This window comes from Mycobacterium sp., from assembly GCF_049647605.1.
GTDB lineage: Bacteria > Actinomycetota > Actinomycetes > Mycobacteriales > Mycobacteriaceae > Mycobacterium.
In genome coordinates this window covers 1-14,844 of the sequence record NZ_JBARXZ010000179.1, presented here as the reverse complement: position 1 = coordinate 14,844, position 14,844 = coordinate 1, and the positions used below count along the sequence as shown (strand labels likewise).

The following is a 14,844-nucleotide window of genomic DNA, read 5'->3' as shown; positions in this document are numbered from 1 at the left end:
CGCCGGGGTGGCGACCGCGGCGCGCGGGCCGGAGCCGACGGTCGCCTGCGGGGTGCGGGCGCAGCTGTTGTTGACCACCGCGGACCGCTTTGTGGCGGAGCCGACTCTCGCCGAGGAGGTGTTCGGGCCCTCCTCGCTTATCGTGCGGACGCCGGTCGATCGTTTCGACGCGGTTGTCGACACCTTGGAGGGACAGCTCACCGCAACTGTGCACGCCGCGTCCGGGGACTACCCGCTGGCGAAGGCGCTGATCAGCCGGCTCGAGCTGATCGCGGGGCGCATCGTGTTCGGCGGCTGGCCCACCGGTGTCGAGGTCGGTCATGCCACCGTGCACGGGGGACCGTTCCCGGCCACGTCGGCGCCGTCGACCACCTCGGTCGGCAGCCGGGCCATCGAACGATTCCTGCGGCCGGTGGCGTACCAGAACCTGCCGGAAGAGCTCGTTGCCGACGAGATCCGCCGGGACAATCCGTGGGGGGTGCCGCAGCGTATCGACGGCCGGGTCGGTGGGGATACCGGCACGATCGGGTAACCGGCCGGGATGCCGTTGACCTCAATTATTGTTGAGGTCCTACGGTGAATGAATGAGCTTCGAGTCCGTGGCCCGGCACACGCTCTACCGGCAGATCACATCAAACGGCGCTGACCTGCACGCATTGGCTGATGCGTCGCTGTTTCGGCGGATCTGGGCGTTTTCGGCGCGACACCACCGCAGGCTCGGGGTGTTTGTCGGCGTCAGCGTGGTCAGTGCACTGCTGACGGTGGCGACCCCGCTATTGGCAGGCCGGGTGGTCGACGAGATCGTCCGTGGCGGCGCGGCCGGGGTGATCGTCACCCTGGCGCTGGTGATCGCCGGGGTGGCGGTGGCCGAGTCAGCCGTGGCGATGGTCACCCGGTGGTTGTCGTCGACCATCGGCGAGGGCCTGATCCTGGACCTGCGCACCGCGGTGTTCGACCACGTGCAGCGCCTGCCGGTGGCGTTCTTCACCCGGACCCGCACCGGCGCGCTGGTCAGCCGCCTCGGCAATGACGTCATCGGTGCGCAGCGCGCGTTCTCCGACACCCTGTCCGGCGTCGTCACCAACGTGGTGACGCTGACCTTGACGTTGGTGGTGATGCTCGGCATCTCCTGGCAGATCACGCTGCTGTCGCTGGTGTTGATGCCGGTGTTCCTGGTGCCGGCCCGGTGGATCGGCCGCACCATGGCCCGGCTCAGTCGCGAGAAGGCCATCCACAACGCCACCATGAACAGCCAGATGACCGAGCGGTTTTCCGCCCCGGGCGCCACGCTGATCAAACTGTTCGGCAGCCCGGACGCCGAATCGGCGGAGTTCGCGGCGCGGGCCGGCCGGGTCCGCGATATCGGCGTCAAGACCTCGATGTTGCAGGCGACGTTCATGAACTCGCTGACGCTGATGTCGGCGTTGGCTCTGGCGCTGGTCTACGGCCTCGGCGGAGTGCTGGCGATCGGGGGTGCGTTGCAGGCGGGTGCCATCGTTTCGCTGGCACTGCTGCTGACCCGGCTCTACTCGCCGTTGACGGCACTGGCCAACGCCCACGTCGAGATCGCGTCGGCGCTGGTCAGCTTCGAGCGTGTTTTCGAGGTGCTCGATCTGGTGCCACTGATCCAGGAGAAGCCGGACGCTCGTTCGGTGCCCGCCGGCGGCGTGGCCGTCGATTTCGATGATGTCCGGTTCGGCTATCCGTCCGCGGACAAGGTGTCGCTGGCCTCCCTGGAGGAGGTGGCGGTGCTGCCCGAGAACGAGATCCGCGGTGGTGCAGAAGTACTGCACGGCATCTCCTTCCATGCTGAACCGGGGCAGATGATCGCGCTGGTCGGGTCCTCGGGAGCGGGCAAGTCGACCATCGCCGCCCTGCTGGCCCGCCTGTACGACGTCGATTCCGGTGCCATCCGGTTGGCCGGGGTGGACGTCCGTGATCTGACCGCCCAGTCCCTGCGTGACACGGTGGGGCTGGTCACCCAGGACGGGCACCTGTTCCACGAGAGCATCGGGGCGAATCTGCGGCTGGCCAACGCCGCGGCCGACGACGACGACCTGTGGGCGGCACTGCGCCGCGCGCGTTTGGACCACGTGGTGGCCGCGATGCCCGACGGTCTGGACACCGTGGTGGGCGAACGCGGTTACCGGCTTTCCGGCGGGCAGCGGCAGCGGCTGACCATCGCGCGCCTGCTGCTGGGCACCTCGCGGGTGGTGGTGCTGGACGAGGCCACCGCCGCACTGGATTCGACTTCGGAAGTTGCTGTACAGCAGGCGCTTTCGGAGGCATTGTCCGGACGGACCTCGCTGGTGATCGCACACCGGCTGTCCACGGTGCGGGCCGCCGACCTGATCCTGGTGGTGGAGGACGGCCGGATCGTCGAGCGGGGCAGCCACGCCAGGTTGCTGGCGCGCCGGGGCCGGTACGCGGAGCTGTACGAGACGCAGTTCGGCAGCCAGGCGGCATGACGACGTTATTGGTTGGACACGCGTGGGAACCTGGAATCGGGGGCAGGCGCGCCACGTTGTTGTCGGCGGCGGGGTCTATGACTAGAGGACACGAAACTGGTGGGTGATTCGATGCGCGCAGATGACGGCCTCCGTTCGACGCCGGCGATTGCGGCCCGGTCGTCGGTGACCGTGGCCGGACGCAGCTCGGCCGCGGATCTGTTGCGGCTGCTGCCCTACCTGCTGCCGTACCGGGCCCGGTGGATCGCGATGCTGGTCATCGCGCTGGTGAGTCTGGTCGCCACCATCGCGATCCCGCTGATGACCAAAGCCGTGATCGACGGCCCGGTGCGCCACCAGGATCAGCGCGGGTTGTGGATCCTGGGCACCGCGGCGCTGGGGGTGGGGATCACCGAAGCGGTGCTGTGGTTCATCCGGCGCTGGCTGGTCGCCCGCGCCACCATGGGCGTGGAGGCCGATATCCGCAAGGACCTCTATGCCCGGCTGCAGGTGCTGCCCATGTCGTTTCACACCCGGTGGCAGTCGGGGCAGCTGCTGTCGCGGGTGATGAACGATCTGTCGTCGATTCGGCGGTTTCTGTCGTTCGGCCTGGTGTTCCTGCTGCTGAACGTCATCCAGATCGTGGTCGTCACCGGCATCCTGCTGGCGATGTACTGGCCGCTCGGTGTGGTGGTGGTGGTCTCGATCGTGCCGATCACGCTGACCGTGCTGCATTTCGAGCGTGAGTTCACCCGGCTGTCCCGGCAGGCACAGGACCAGGCCGGGCACGTCGCCACCCAGGTGGAGGAGGCGGCACTCGGGGTCCGGGTGGTCAAGTCATTCGGCCGGGAAGAGTATGTCTACGACCGGTTCGATGAACGCGCCACCGAGCTGTACGACACCCAGATCGCCAAGGTCGGGGTGTCGGCGAAGTTCTGGACCCTGCTCGAGATCATCCCGAACCTGACGCTGATCATCGTGCTGGGATTCGGCGCCTACGCCGCCGGCACCGGCGCGGTGACCATGGGCACGCTGGTCGCGTTCATCACGATGATGCTGTCGCTGGTCTGGCCCATCGCCTCGCTGGGGTTCTTGCTGTCGATGATGCAGGAGTCGTTCACCGCGGCCAACCGCATCGCCGAGATCTTCGACGCGCCACGGGAGATCACCGACGGCCCGGAGACCACGCCGCCGCGGGGCGGCCGTCTGGAACTGGTCGACGTCGGGTTCCGGTTCCCGCCCGACCATGAGGATGAGGCCGCTTCCGAGGACTGGGCGCTGCGGCATGTGAACCTGGTGGTCGAACCCGGCCAGACCATGGCGCTGGTGGGTGCGACGGGTTCGGGTAAGTCGGTGCTGGCCGCACTGCTGTCCCGGCTGTACGACGTGACCGAGGGCCAGATCCTCATCGACGGCCGCGATATCCGCCAGCTGAGCCTGCCTGCGCTGCGGGCGGCGGTGGCCACGGCCTTCGAGGACCCGACGCTGTTCTCCATGTCCGTGGCCGAGAATCTCAGATTGGGGCGCCCGGATGCCTCTGATGCCGAGCTGACCGAGGCCATCGATGTCGCCGCGGCCGGCTTCGTCTACGACCTGCCGTACAGCCTGGACACCCGCATCGGGGAGCAGGGCATGAGCTTGTCCGGCGGTCAGCGGCAGCGGCTTTCGCTGGCGCGCGCCATCCTGGCCGGGCCGAAGATCCTGGTGCTCGACGACACCCTGTCGGCTCTGGACGTGCACACCGAGGCCGCGGTCACCGCCGCTCTGGGGCGGGTGCTGGTGTCGGTGACCGGCATCATCGTGGCGCACCGCGCGTCGACGGTGTTGCTGGCCGACCAGGTGGCGTTGTTGCAGGACGGCACCATCACCCACGTCGGTACCCACTCCGAACTGTTGGAGTCGGTACCGGCCTACCGGTATCTACTGGCCGCCGACGATCAGCTCGACGACGGCACCCCCGAGCCGACATGGGCCGGCGATGCCGAGCGGGCCGCGCTGGAGCGCGACTACTGCGAGCGGCATGCAGCCGAAGACGCCTGTGCGGCCACCGAATTCGCGCGAATGGAAGGGGAGCGGCGATGACCACAACGCCGAAACTCACAAACGGGCGCGAAAGTGCGAGTGCGGCGCGCCAGAACGTCGATCCCGAATGGCGTGGCCGCTTCGACGACGAGCAGGACGACAACCTGCCCATCGATGAGAACCTGCCCCGGCGCCGGGAAGCCACGGCCCTGCTGTTCGACCTGCTGCGCCCGTTCAAGACCGCGGTGCTGATCCTCGCGGCGGTGGTGGTGGTGGAGAACGCCGCCCGGCTGACGGTGCCGCTGCTGGTTCAGCGCGGTATCGACCACGGTATCCCGCCGATCGTCGACGGCGGTTCGGCGCGTGAGCTGCTCACCATTGTCGGAGCGCTGTGCGCCGTGGTGGTGGTGCAGGCGGTCAGCCGGCTGTTCTTCCTGCGCCGGTCCGGCCGCATCGGGCAGAGTGTGCTCCTGGAACTTCGGCGGCGGTTGTTCGTGCACTTCGGCCGCCTCGATATCGCCTTCCATGACCGCTACACCTCCGGTCGGGTGGTGAGCCGGTCCACCAACGATGTCGAAGCCATCCAGGAGATGCTGGAGAACGGCTTCGACAGCCTGATCACCGCGGTACTGACCATGTTCGGGACGGCAGCGCTGCTGATCGTGCTCGATTGGCGGCTGGGGCTGATGTGTCTGGTCGCGTTTCCGATCCTGGTGTTGCTGTCGGCGTGGTTCCGGTCGGAGTCGACAAAAACCTACCGCGAGGTGCGGGAGAGCGCGGCGCTGGTGATCGTCCAGTTCGTCGAGACCATGACCGGTATCAAGGCCGTGCAGGCCTACCGTCGCGAACGGCGCAACCAGGAGATCTTCGAAGAGGTCGCCGACCGGTACAAGGACATCAACGAGAAGACGTTCAAGTTGGTGGCCATCTTCATGCCGGCGGTGAAACTGGTGGGCAACCTGACCACTGGTGTGGTGCTGCTGTACGGCGGCTACCAGGTGTTGCAGGGTGATATGACCATCGGGACCCTGGCCGCGTTCCTGCTGTACCTGCGGATGTTCTTCGAGCCCATGCAGGAGATCACCCAGTTCTTCAACACCTTCCAGTCGGCGGCTTCCGCCCTGGAGAAGCTGGCCGGCGTGCTGGCCACCGAACCGGCGATCACCGATCCGGCTGCGCCGGTTGCCCTAGGTACGGTGCACGGCGAGGTGGGGTTCCGGGACGTCGGCTTCTCCTATGTACCGGGCCGGCCGGTGTTGCCCGAGTTGTCGTTGACGGTGCCTGCCGGGCAGACCGTCGCGCTGGTGGGGACCACCGGGGCCGGCAAGACCACCATCGCCAAGCTGATCGCACGGTTCTACGACCCGACTTCGGGTGCGGTCACGCTCGACGGTGTGGATCTGCGTGACCTCGACCAGAGCGAGCTGCGCCGCCACGTGGTGATGGTGACGCAGGAGAACTTCATGTTCGACGGCACCATCGCCGACAACATCCGGTTCGGCCGGCCGCGGGCCACCGACGCCGAGGTACGGGGTGCCGCGGCCGCGGTGGGTGCCGACCGGTTCATCGCAGCCCTGCCGCAGGGATACGACACCGATGTGGCCAAACGTGGTGGCCGGCTCTCCGCCGGTCAGCGTCAGCTCGTCGCGTTTGCACGGGCCTTCCTCGCCGATCCGGCGGTGCTGATCCTCGACGAGGCCACGTCATCGCTGGACATCCCCAGCGAGCGGTTGGTGCAGCAGGCGTTGGAAACGGTGTTGGCCGATCGCACGGCCCTGGTGATCGCGCACCGGCTCTCGACGGTGGAAGTGGCCGACCGGGTGCTGGTGCTCGAGCACGGTCGCATCATCGAGGACGGCCCGCCCGCGGAGCTGATCCACAACACCGACGGTCACTATGCCGCTCTGCATCAGGCCTGGGTCCACTCACTGGCCTGACGCAGCTCCGGATCCCGCCTCGGCGGGGGCAGATCGGCCCCACAAGTATCCCGTTCCGTAGGTCGGTCTCGACTACTCTCCTTCGCGGGCTGGTTTCACAGGGGATAGGGGCGGGAAGTGGTGACGCTTCGGCGTGTGGCGACCTATGTGCAGGAATCGAGGTCGGATCGCTGGTTGGTGATCGCCCTGGTTGCTGTCGGTTTTGCCGTGTATGGGCCTCGGCTGGCCGCGGTGACACTCGTCGACCACGACGATGTCATCAGCATCATCGGTGCGACCTGTAACCAAGGGCGGTACGAGCAGTCGATTCCGACGGGGCGCTGGGTCGATGCTGCGCAGTGGCAACAGTATTGGCAATGGCGGGGCCTGGGTTGCTATGGGCAGATCAGTGCGGACCTGGCGCACTACGACATCCACCCACCGCTGTACTTCTGGCTGCTTCACACGTGGTTCGGCGTGTTCGGCGTTTCGATCCTCAGTGGGCTGCTGCTCAACCTCGTCATCCTTGCTGTGACGGTGGTTGTCATCTACACGACCTGTCGGGTGCTCGCGGTGTCCAGGTCGGTGACATTCGTGGTGACACTCGCGTGGATGCTCAGCCTGCCGACCCGAACCGTGGTGAGCATAGTTCGGCAGTACGGGCTGTTCTCGATGCTGACGGCGCTGCTGTTGCTCTGTGTTGTTCTGTGGTTGACGAGGCGGCAGGGCCGGTACGCGATTGCCATCGGTGTCGTGTTGCTGGCCGGCGCACTCACGCACTATCAGTTTGTGCTGCCCGCGGGGTTCATGTTGCTCTTTGCCCTGGCCATCCAGATCCACCGAAAGGCCTATCCGGCGATTGCCCAGTTGGCGGTTGCAGGTGTGGCGGCGCTGCTGTTGTTCTTCGTGGCGCATCCGGGTTTTCTCGAGTCGGTGTCCCAGGCCAACAGGCAGGCCCAGTCCTTCAGCTTCGCCGCGTTCGGTCAGCGGTTGGGTGCGGCGATCGCGACGATCTTCCAGATCTTCAACCCCCTCGACTGGCCGCATCCGCTGCCGTACGGACTGCTCGACATGGGGCGACCGGTGGACACCGTTCTCGGTGCGTTCAACGTCATCGTCGGGCTCGCCGCCCTGGTCCTGGTGGTTCGGCTGGCGATCAAGGCCGTGGCACATCGTCCGCGTGCCGCCTCGGAAACTCTTGCGGTCGAATACCTTCCGATTTTCACTGCCGTCACGACCTGGTGCACCGTCGTCGGGTTGTACGTGCTGTGCGTCAGCCCGGTGCACGCGATCGGACTGCAGTATCTGCATTTCACCACTCCGCTGCTGTTTGTGGCCGTCGCGCAGCTCATCGAAAAATACAAAGACGATATTCCGCGCCCGGTTGTCGGGTCCGTCGTTCCGGTGCTCCTGGTCGGCGCGGTGATCGGTACCTCGGTGTTCGTGTGGCATCGGTCCGAACAACAACGGATCTTCGCCATCCGGGACGCCGACGCCCTGCTCATCGACACGACCGAGATCGGAGTTCTGCCCGCCGTCCTGTGGCACGCCGCACCCGAGACCGTGGTCTACGCGGGCCTGCAGCGGGACCTGCAGGCCGGGATTCCAGTTCCCCCGGGGGGTGGGAGCCGCCTCGTCTACACATCGTCAAGCAGCTACGAGAACCGCTCCGAAGCACATGATCTGATCATGGCCGAGCTGGCAAATGCGGGCTACCGCTTGGAATTTCGGATGCCGTCCGGTGTGGTGCCGCTGATCCCGCTGGGTGGCGAGATCACCTTCTTCCGCTCGGATCGCTAGCGCAGCTACGGCAACAATCCGGACAGGCGGGCCTTGGTGACCGCTTCGTAGCGGGTGCGGGCGCCCAGTTTGGCGGTGGCACTGCGCAGATAGCTCTTAACCGTCTCCGGTTTGAGCGAAAGTCGCTGTGCCGCTCCGGCGTTGGTGCATCCCAGCGCCACCTGGGTCAGCACGTCCAGTTCGCGGGCGGTCAGTGGTGTGCCTGCCGGGGCCGAGGCGGGCAATGCTCCGGTCAGCTGGTCGGCCAGCCGCAGCAGATTCTCCCGCGTGGCAGTGCCCGGCGCGGCGGCCAGCCGTCGCAGTTCGGCGTGGACCGCACGGATCGCTTCGTCGCCGGGTCCTGCCAGCTGCGCCTCCTGCTGCCGAGTCCGCCGGTCTACCTCGTCTCGGATGTGGAGTTCTCGGCTCAGCCGGTGCGCCGACGCCAGCATCAGCTCGACGGTGTTCCCGCCGATCGGTGCGCTGGCACGGTGCGCGCCGTAGAGGACCGCCCGCGGCACACCGTCGACCACCACCGGTACCGCCAATACGCTGCGGATGCCTTCGGCGAGCACTGGCCTGTCGTAGTCGTGGCTGATCGACATGGCGTTGGGATAGTCGGCAACCGACAACGGCAGCCCGGAGACGATGCTGACCCCGCCGAGGCCGGAGTTGCGGCGCACGGTCAGTCCCCGCAGTCCGCTGGTGCGGGTGCCGACAAATTCGGTGAGCAACAGATCGCCACCGTGCACCTCGCCGCCGAACAGCACCGGTAACCGGCCTTCGGCAGCAACATGGCGCAGTTCGGCACGCACTGCGTCGCCGTCACGGGGGCGCAGCATTGTCACGGGTTCACCCACTTTCGGGGGTAGTGCACACATAGCTGTGACGTAGATCCTAGTTGTATGGCTAGCAACACCGACCGGTACCGTAGCGCGCGGGACCAACTTGTCGACGTGATCAGCGACTACGACAAAGCTGTCGAGACCTTCGAATGGCCGCGGATCACCGGCACGTTCAACTGGGCCACCGACTGGTTCGACGTCATCGCCGCCGGAAACAACCGGCCGGCGTTGTGGATCGTGGAGGCCGACGGCTCCGAGCAAAAAGTGACTTTCGCCGAGATGGCCCAGCGCTCGGACCAGGTGGCGACCTGGTTGCAGAGCCTCGGCGTCGGCAAGGGCGACCGGGTGATCCTGATGCTCGGCAACCAGGTCGAGCTGTGGGAGGCCATGCTGGCCATCGCCAAGCTCGGCGCGGTCATCATGCCCACAACCGGGGCACTGGGGCCGGCTGACCTGTCTGACCGGATCGCCCGTGGCGGTGCCCGCTTTGTCATCGCCAATTTCGGCGACACCGCCAAGTTCGACGGGGTGGCCGGTGAGTACGTCCGGGTTGTCGTCGGTGAGGGACCCGCCGGTGAGGGAGCAGATGGTTGGCACACCTACACCGACGCCTATGACGTGCCTGCGCAGCGGTTCAGCGCAGTGACCTCGGTCGAGGACCCGATGCTGATCTACTTCACCTCCGGTACCACCAGCCGGCCGAAGCTGGTGGAGCATTCGCAGGTCAGCTATCCCGTCGGGCATCTGACCACGATGGCCTGGATCGGCGTCAGGCCCGGCGACGTGCACTTGGCGATCAGCTCACCCGGCTGGGCCAAACACGCTTGGAGCTGCTTCTTCGCGCCGTGGATCGCCGAGGCGACGATCTTCGTCTACAACTACGCCCGCTTCGATGCGGCGGCGCTGCTGGCGCAGCTGCGGCGGGCGAAGGTCAACACTTTCTGCGCGCCGCCGACGGTGTGGCGGATGCTGATCCAGGCCGATCTCGGTGCCAAGCCCGAGGGGCTGAGGGAGATCCTCGGCGCCGGCGAGCCCTTGAACCCCGACGTGATCGCCCAGGTGGAGAAGGCCTGGGGGCTGACCATCCGCGACGGGTTCGGCCAGACCGAGACCACATTGCAGGTGGGCAACACCCCGGGTGCACCGGTCAAGGCGGGTTCGATGGGCCGTCCGATGCCCGGGGTGCCGGTGGTGCTGGTGGATCCGATCAGCGGTGAGCTGGCCGACGAGGGTGAACTCTGTCTGGACCTCGAGCACACTCCACTGAACCTGATGACGGGCTATCTGGGCGACGAGCAGCGCAACGCCATGGTGATGGCAAACGGCTACTATCACACCGGTGACGTTGCCGGCCGGGATGCCGACGGCTACATCACCTACATCGGCCGCACCGATGACGTGTTCAAATCCTCGGATTACAAGGTGTCGCCGTTCGAACTGGAAAGCGTGCTCATCGAGCATCCGGCCGTGGTCGAGGCCGCTGTTGTCCCGCAGCCCGACGATACCCGGCTGGCTGTACCGAAAGCGTATGTGGCCCTTGCCGAAGGGTGGGAGGCGAATGCCGAGACCGCCACGGCGATCCTGGAGTACGCCCGCAACAATCTTGCGCCCTACCTGAAGGTGCGCCGGGTGGAGTTCTACGAGCTGCCCAAGACGATTTCGGGCAAGATTCGCCGGGTCGAGCTGCGTCGGCGCGAGGAGGACGCGCATCGGTCCGGGACACCCTTCGATTCCGAATACCGTTACGAGGACCTCCTGCAATGAACTCTTACGACGCAGGACCCACCGACACCCCGATCCTGGAGATGACCATCGGGGCGAACCTGGAGAGCACCGCAGCTGCCCACCCCGATGTATTGGCGTTGGTGGACCTGGCTGCTGGACGACGTTGGACCTACCGCGAATTCGACGCCGAGGTCGACCTGGTGGCGCGCGGGTTGATGGGACTCGGTGTCGCTCGAGGTGATCGGGTGGGTGTGTGGTCACCGAACCGGGCCGAGTGGGTGATCGTGCAGTACGCCACCGCCAAGATCGGCGCCATCCTGGTGAACATCAACCCGGCCTACCGCACCCATGAACTGAGCTACGTGCTCGAGCAGTCCGGGGTGCGGACCCTGATCGCGGCGACGGACTTCAAGTCGTCGGATTACGTCGCGATGGTCGCCGAAGTGCGCGAGCGGGTTCCGGTCCAGGAGGTCATCTTCCTGGGCACCGAAGACTGGGATCGGCTGCGGTCCGGGGCCGACCAGATCAGTGTCGACGAACTCCGCACGCGTGCCGCCGAATTGCGAAACACCGATCCGATCAACATCCAATACACTTCGGGCACCACGGGATTCCCCAAGGGTGCGACGTTGTCGCATCGCAACATCCTCAACAACGGCTACTTCGTCACCGAGCTGATCGCGCTGCAGCCGGGGGAGAAGCTGTGCATCCCGGTGCCGTTCTACCACTGCTTCGGCATGGTGATGGGCAACCTGGGGATCACCAGCCACGGCGCCACCATTGTCATCCCGGCGCCCGGATTCGATCCGGGTGCCACCCTGGATGCTATCGAAAGTGAAAGCTGCGCCGGTGTTTACGGGGTGCCGACGATGTTCATCGCGATGCTGGGCCACCCGTCGTTCGCCGAACGTGATCTGTCTTCGCTGCGCACCGGCATCATGGCTGGGGCGGTGTGTCCGGTCGAGGTGATGAAACGGTGCATCGCCGACATGAACATGGCCGAGGTCGCCATCGCCTACGGGATGACCGAGACGTCACCGGTGTCGTGCCAGACCCTGATCGACGATGATCTCGAACGGCGCACGGCCTCGATCGGCCGCGCACACCCGCATGTCGAGATCAAGATCGTCGACCCCGAGACCGGCGACGAGGTGCCGCGCGGCACCGCCGGCGAGTTCTGTACGCGGGGTTACTCGGTGATGCTGGGGTACTGGGAAAACGATGAGAAAACAAGTGAGGCCATCGATTCCGACGGCTGGATGCACACCGGCGATCTGGCGGTGATGCGCGACGATGGCTATTGCAGCGTGGTGGGCCGGATCAAGGACATGGTGATCCGCGGCGGTGAGAACGTCTACCCCCGTGAGGTCGAAGAGTTCCTCTACACCCACCCCGACATCGAGGACGCCCAGGTGATCGGCGTGCCCGACGCCAAGTACGGCGAGGAGATCTGCGCCTGGATCCGGATGCGCGCCGGTCGTGAACCGCTGACCGTCGCGGCGGTGCGGGAGTTCGCCGACGGAAAGCTGGCGCACTACAAGATCCCCCGGTACGTGCACATCGTCGGGGAGTTCCCCATGACGGTCACCGGGAAGGTCCGGAAGGTGCAGATGCGGGAGGAGATGGCGGCGCTGCTGGGGTTGTGAGGGCTTTGTAACCACGCTGATTCGAACCGCCGACGGCACTGCCGGGTCCTCCTAGGGTGGCGGCTGTGCCCAAACCGCCGAAGAACCGCCCGCTGTACTACTCGGCATTCGTGATGAACACGCCCTCGCACGTTGTCCACGGCTTGTGGCGTGACCCGGAAGCCGAGAACCACCAGATCAACTCGCTGGAGCACTGGACGGAGCTGGCCAAAGAGGTCGATCGGGCCGGCTACGACCTGCTGTTCTTCGCTGATGTCAGCGGGCTGCGCTCACCGTGGAACGGCTCCTACGAGTTGGTGGCGCGTGAGGGTATGCAGATCCCGGTCAACGACCCGTCGGTGCTGATCTCGGCATTGGCGGCGGTCACCACAAATATCGGCTTGGTGTACACCAGTTCGATCGTGCAGAGCCTGCCGTTCGACTTCGCTCGCCGGATTTCGTCGCTGGATCACTACACGCGTGGCCGGGTCGGCTGGAACATCGTCACCAGCTTCTCCGACAACGTCTATCGCAACTACGGCCATGACAAGCTGATCGACCACGATCGCCGCTACGAGATCGCCGCCGAATACGTCGACGTGGTCTACAAGCTGTGGGAAGGCTCGTGGGACGAGGATGCGCTGGTGGCGGACAAGGCCGCCGGGGTCCACGCCGAGGCGGCCAAGATTCACCGCATCAACCATGTCGGCGAGCATTACTCGGTGGAGGGACCGCATTTTGTGTCACCGTCGCCGCAGCGGGTCCCGTTCCTGTTTCAGGCCGGGGCTTCGCCTATCGGGCAACGCTTTTCGGCCCGCAATGCCGAAGGTGTCTTCATCTCCAGCCCGGACCCGGAGTCGGCGCGCCGGCTTATCGACGAAACACGGTCACTGGCAGCTGAATACGGCCGTGATCCCTACGATGTGAAGTTCTTTCAGGGACTTTCGCTGGTGGTCGGCCGCACCGAAGACGAGGCGTGGGAGAAGGAAGCGCGGTTGGAGGAACTGCTGTCCGTCGAGGGCGTGCTGTGCCACATTCTCGGTGACGCCGGTATCGACGCCGGCGCATTGCCATTGGACACCCGGATCTCGGAGCTCGGCGAATTCCGTGGTGTGCAGGGCTGGGCGCGGTGGGCTGCAGAGTCCGCCGGCACCGACGACCCGACAATCGCCGATCTGGGACGGGCCTTCGAACGCAGCAGCCGCATCGTCGGTACCCCCGAGCAGGTGGCAGACAAGCTCGAACAGTGGCGCGACGCCGGGATCGACGGCGTGAACGTCTTCCACGCGGTGCGCCCGCACACCTTCACCGATATCGCCGACCTGCTGTTCCCGGAGCTGCGCAAGCGCGGCCTGATCTCCACCGACAAATCCGGCACGCTGCGGCACAAGCTTTCCGGTGGCGGTGGAGATCGAGTTCCGTCGACCCATCCCGCCGCCCGCTACCGCGGCGCGTTCACCGATAATTCGCTGGCCGACAAGGTCGCCGAGCCGTTGTCGGTACCGGCCCGCGTCTGAGAACTGCCGCGGCAATCCTGCTTTGACCATTCCGGTAGCGCCGGCGGCGCGCTGCTGCCAGAGTTGGTTGATGTCTGTGAGCCACCGGTGCGCCGTCTTCGGGCGGCGGACGTGTGCCGTGCTCGCCGTCACCTCGGCCGCGCTGCACGCGGTGATGCTTGCGCACACCGATTCACCGGGAGTGGCGGTCCTGATGCTGCTGATGGCAGCGGTCTGCCTGTATTGCGCCTGGGAGCTCTGGTACGGCGGGTCGGTACGGGCGTGGCTGCTGGTGGCACTGATGAATCTGGGGATGGTCGCCGTCCACGTCACCGGGGCCGGGCATCAGCATGGCGCGCCGTTCCAGCCCACTCAGGCCACTCCACCGTCTCCGATGATGACGATTGCCACTGTCATCGCGTTGATCGAGGTCGCGGCAGCGGTGGGGGTGCTGTGTTTCCAGACGCGGGGCCACGCCGCCCGGTTAACCGCCGGGCGGGGTGAACTGGCTTAGCGCCAGCAGCGCTCCCTGCGGGTCGCGGATGGTCACGGTTTTTGTCCACAGGGTGTCCTCGGTGGCCACGATCGCTGCGCCGAGGTTTTCGGCGATCTCCGCCGAGGTGTCCCGATCGGCGACGGTGAACGACACCTGCCAGCGCTCGGTCGCACCCGACGTCACCCACGCGACCGCGTCCTCGAAGCCGGGCGGGGCGCCGGCCTCGGACTGCACCGCGCGGATGTCGGGGTGGACGGTGGCCTCCAGGTGGTTACCGTAGCCGGGCCGCCGGACCATCGTCGCGAAGCCGACGTCGTCGAACTCCCAGCCGAACAGTGGGACGTAGAACGCGGTGGCCGCCGGTGGGTCCGCGGTCTGCAGATCGCTGAAGTTCCAGGTGCCCGGCACATTGACCAGCTGGGCGCCCGGTCGCCGGCGGGGCTGCCACAGCCGGAATGCCGCACCTCGGGGATCGGTGCAACCCGCCTGACGG

10 protein-coding genes and 1 pseudogene are annotated in these 14,844 nt (G+C 66.3%); 9 read left to right on the top strand and 2 right to left on the bottom strand.

Features of this window, described 5'->3' with window-relative positions:
* The 5 genes and pseudogenes from WBB07_RS23190 to WBB07_RS23170 form a co-directional block, all read left to right on the top strand.
* Positions 1-532, top strand: a pseudogene (locus WBB07_RS23190) (aldehyde dehydrogenase (NADP(+))); the annotation flags it as partial.
* 52 nt (positions 533-584) lie between these two features.
* A complete protein-coding gene (locus WBB07_RS23185) occupies positions 585-2,468 on the top strand; it encodes an ABC transporter ATP-binding protein (protein ID WP_526310974.1) in 1,884 nt (627 codons plus the stop codon).
* Positions 2,469-2,579: 111 nt separating this feature from the next.
* Positions 2,580-4,529 carry an ABC transporter ATP-binding protein gene (locus WBB07_RS23180; RefSeq protein WP_526310973.1) on the top strand — a complete coding sequence of 650 codons (1,950 nt, stop codon included), beginning with the start codon at positions 2,580-2,582 and terminating at the stop codon, positions 4,527-4,529.
* Positions 4,526-6,406 carry an ABC transporter ATP-binding protein gene (locus WBB07_RS23175; protein ID WP_526310971.1) on the top strand — a complete coding sequence of 627 codons (1,881 nt, stop codon included), beginning with the start codon at positions 4,526-4,528 and terminating at the stop codon, positions 6,404-6,406. Before WBB07_RS23180 ends, WBB07_RS23175 begins: the two co-directional genes overlap by 4 nt.
* 135 nt (positions 6,407-6,541) lie before the next feature.
* Positions 6,542-8,185 carry a glycosyltransferase family 39 protein gene (locus WBB07_RS23170; RefSeq protein WP_526310969.1) on the top strand — a complete coding sequence of 548 codons (1,644 nt, stop codon included), beginning with the start codon at positions 6,542-6,544 and terminating at the stop codon, positions 8,183-8,185.
* A 5-nt stretch (positions 8,186-8,190) separates the two neighbouring features.
* Here the strand turns inward: WBB07_RS23170 and WBB07_RS23165 are convergent, their stop codons facing one another.
* Complete coding sequence (locus WBB07_RS23165) at positions 8,191-9,006, bottom strand: helix-turn-helix transcriptional regulator (protein ID WP_526310978.1); 816 nt, start codon at positions 9,004-9,006, stop codon at positions 8,191-8,193.
* Positions 9,007-9,069: 63 nt separating this feature from the next.
* On the opposite strand from WBB07_RS23165, the gene WBB07_RS23160 reads away from it, so the two are divergent.
* The 4 genes from WBB07_RS23160 (at position 9,070) to WBB07_RS23145 (ending at position 14,369) form a co-directional block, all read left to right on the top strand.
* Entirely contained in the window at positions 9,070-10,773 is a 1,704-nt protein-coding gene (locus WBB07_RS23160; RefSeq protein WP_526310967.1) for an AMP-binding protein, read from the top strand.
* Positions 10,770-12,380: an AMP-binding protein gene (locus WBB07_RS23155; RefSeq protein ID WP_526310965.1), complete on the top strand. Its 1,611-nt coding sequence runs from the start codon at positions 10,770-10,772 to the stop codon at positions 12,378-12,380. Before WBB07_RS23160 ends, WBB07_RS23155 begins: the two co-directional genes overlap by 4 nt.
* 113 nt (positions 12,381-12,493) lie before the next feature.
* Positions 12,494-13,876 (top strand): LLM class flavin-dependent oxidoreductase, encoded by a 1,383-nt coding sequence (locus WBB07_RS23150; RefSeq protein WP_526310976.1) that lies wholly within the window; start codon positions 12,494-12,496, stop codon positions 13,874-13,876.
* 70 nt (positions 13,877-13,946) lie between these two features.
* Positions 13,947-14,369, top strand: coding sequence for a hypothetical protein (locus WBB07_RS23145; RefSeq protein WP_526310963.1), 423 nt, complete (start codon positions 13,947-13,949; stop codon positions 14,367-14,369).
* Here WBB07_RS23145 and WBB07_RS23140 read toward each other — a convergent pair.
* On the bottom strand, positions 14,340-14,844 hold a 505-nt coding region (locus WBB07_RS23140; RefSeq protein WP_526310961.1), incomplete at its 5' end, for a VOC family protein. The two genes, WBB07_RS23145 and WBB07_RS23140, sit on opposite strands and share 30 nt — an antisense overlap.

Excerpts from the sequence above, each read along its gene's own strand:
- WBB07_RS23185 (WP_526310974.1), top strand. The coding sequence starts at position 585 with ATGAGCTTCGAGTCCGTGGCCCGGCACACGCTCTACCGGCAGATCACA.
- WBB07_RS23180 (WP_526310973.1), top strand. The coding sequence starts at position 2,580 with ATGCGCGCAGATGACGGCCTCCGTTCGACGCCGGCGATTGCGGCCCGG.
- WBB07_RS23175 (WP_526310971.1), top strand. The coding sequence starts at position 4,526 with ATGACCACAACGCCGAAACTCACAAACGGGCGCGAAAGTGCGAGTGCG.
- WBB07_RS23165 (WP_526310978.1), bottom strand. The coding sequence starts at position 9,006 with ATGCTGCGCCCCCGTGACGGCGACGCAGTGCGTGCCGAACTGCGCCAT.
- WBB07_RS23160 (WP_526310967.1), top strand. The coding sequence starts at position 9,070 with ATGGCTAGCAACACCGACCGGTACCGTAGCGCGCGGGACCAACTTGTC.
- WBB07_RS23155 (WP_526310965.1), top strand. The coding sequence starts at position 10,770 with ATGAACTCTTACGACGCAGGACCCACCGACACCCCGATCCTGGAGATG.
- WBB07_RS23150 (WP_526310976.1), top strand. The coding sequence starts at position 12,494 with ATGAACACGCCCTCGCACGTTGTCCACGGCTTGTGGCGTGACCCGGAA.
- WBB07_RS23145 (WP_526310963.1), top strand. The coding sequence starts at position 13,947 with ATGTCTGTGAGCCACCGGTGCGCCGTCTTCGGGCGGCGGACGTGTGCC.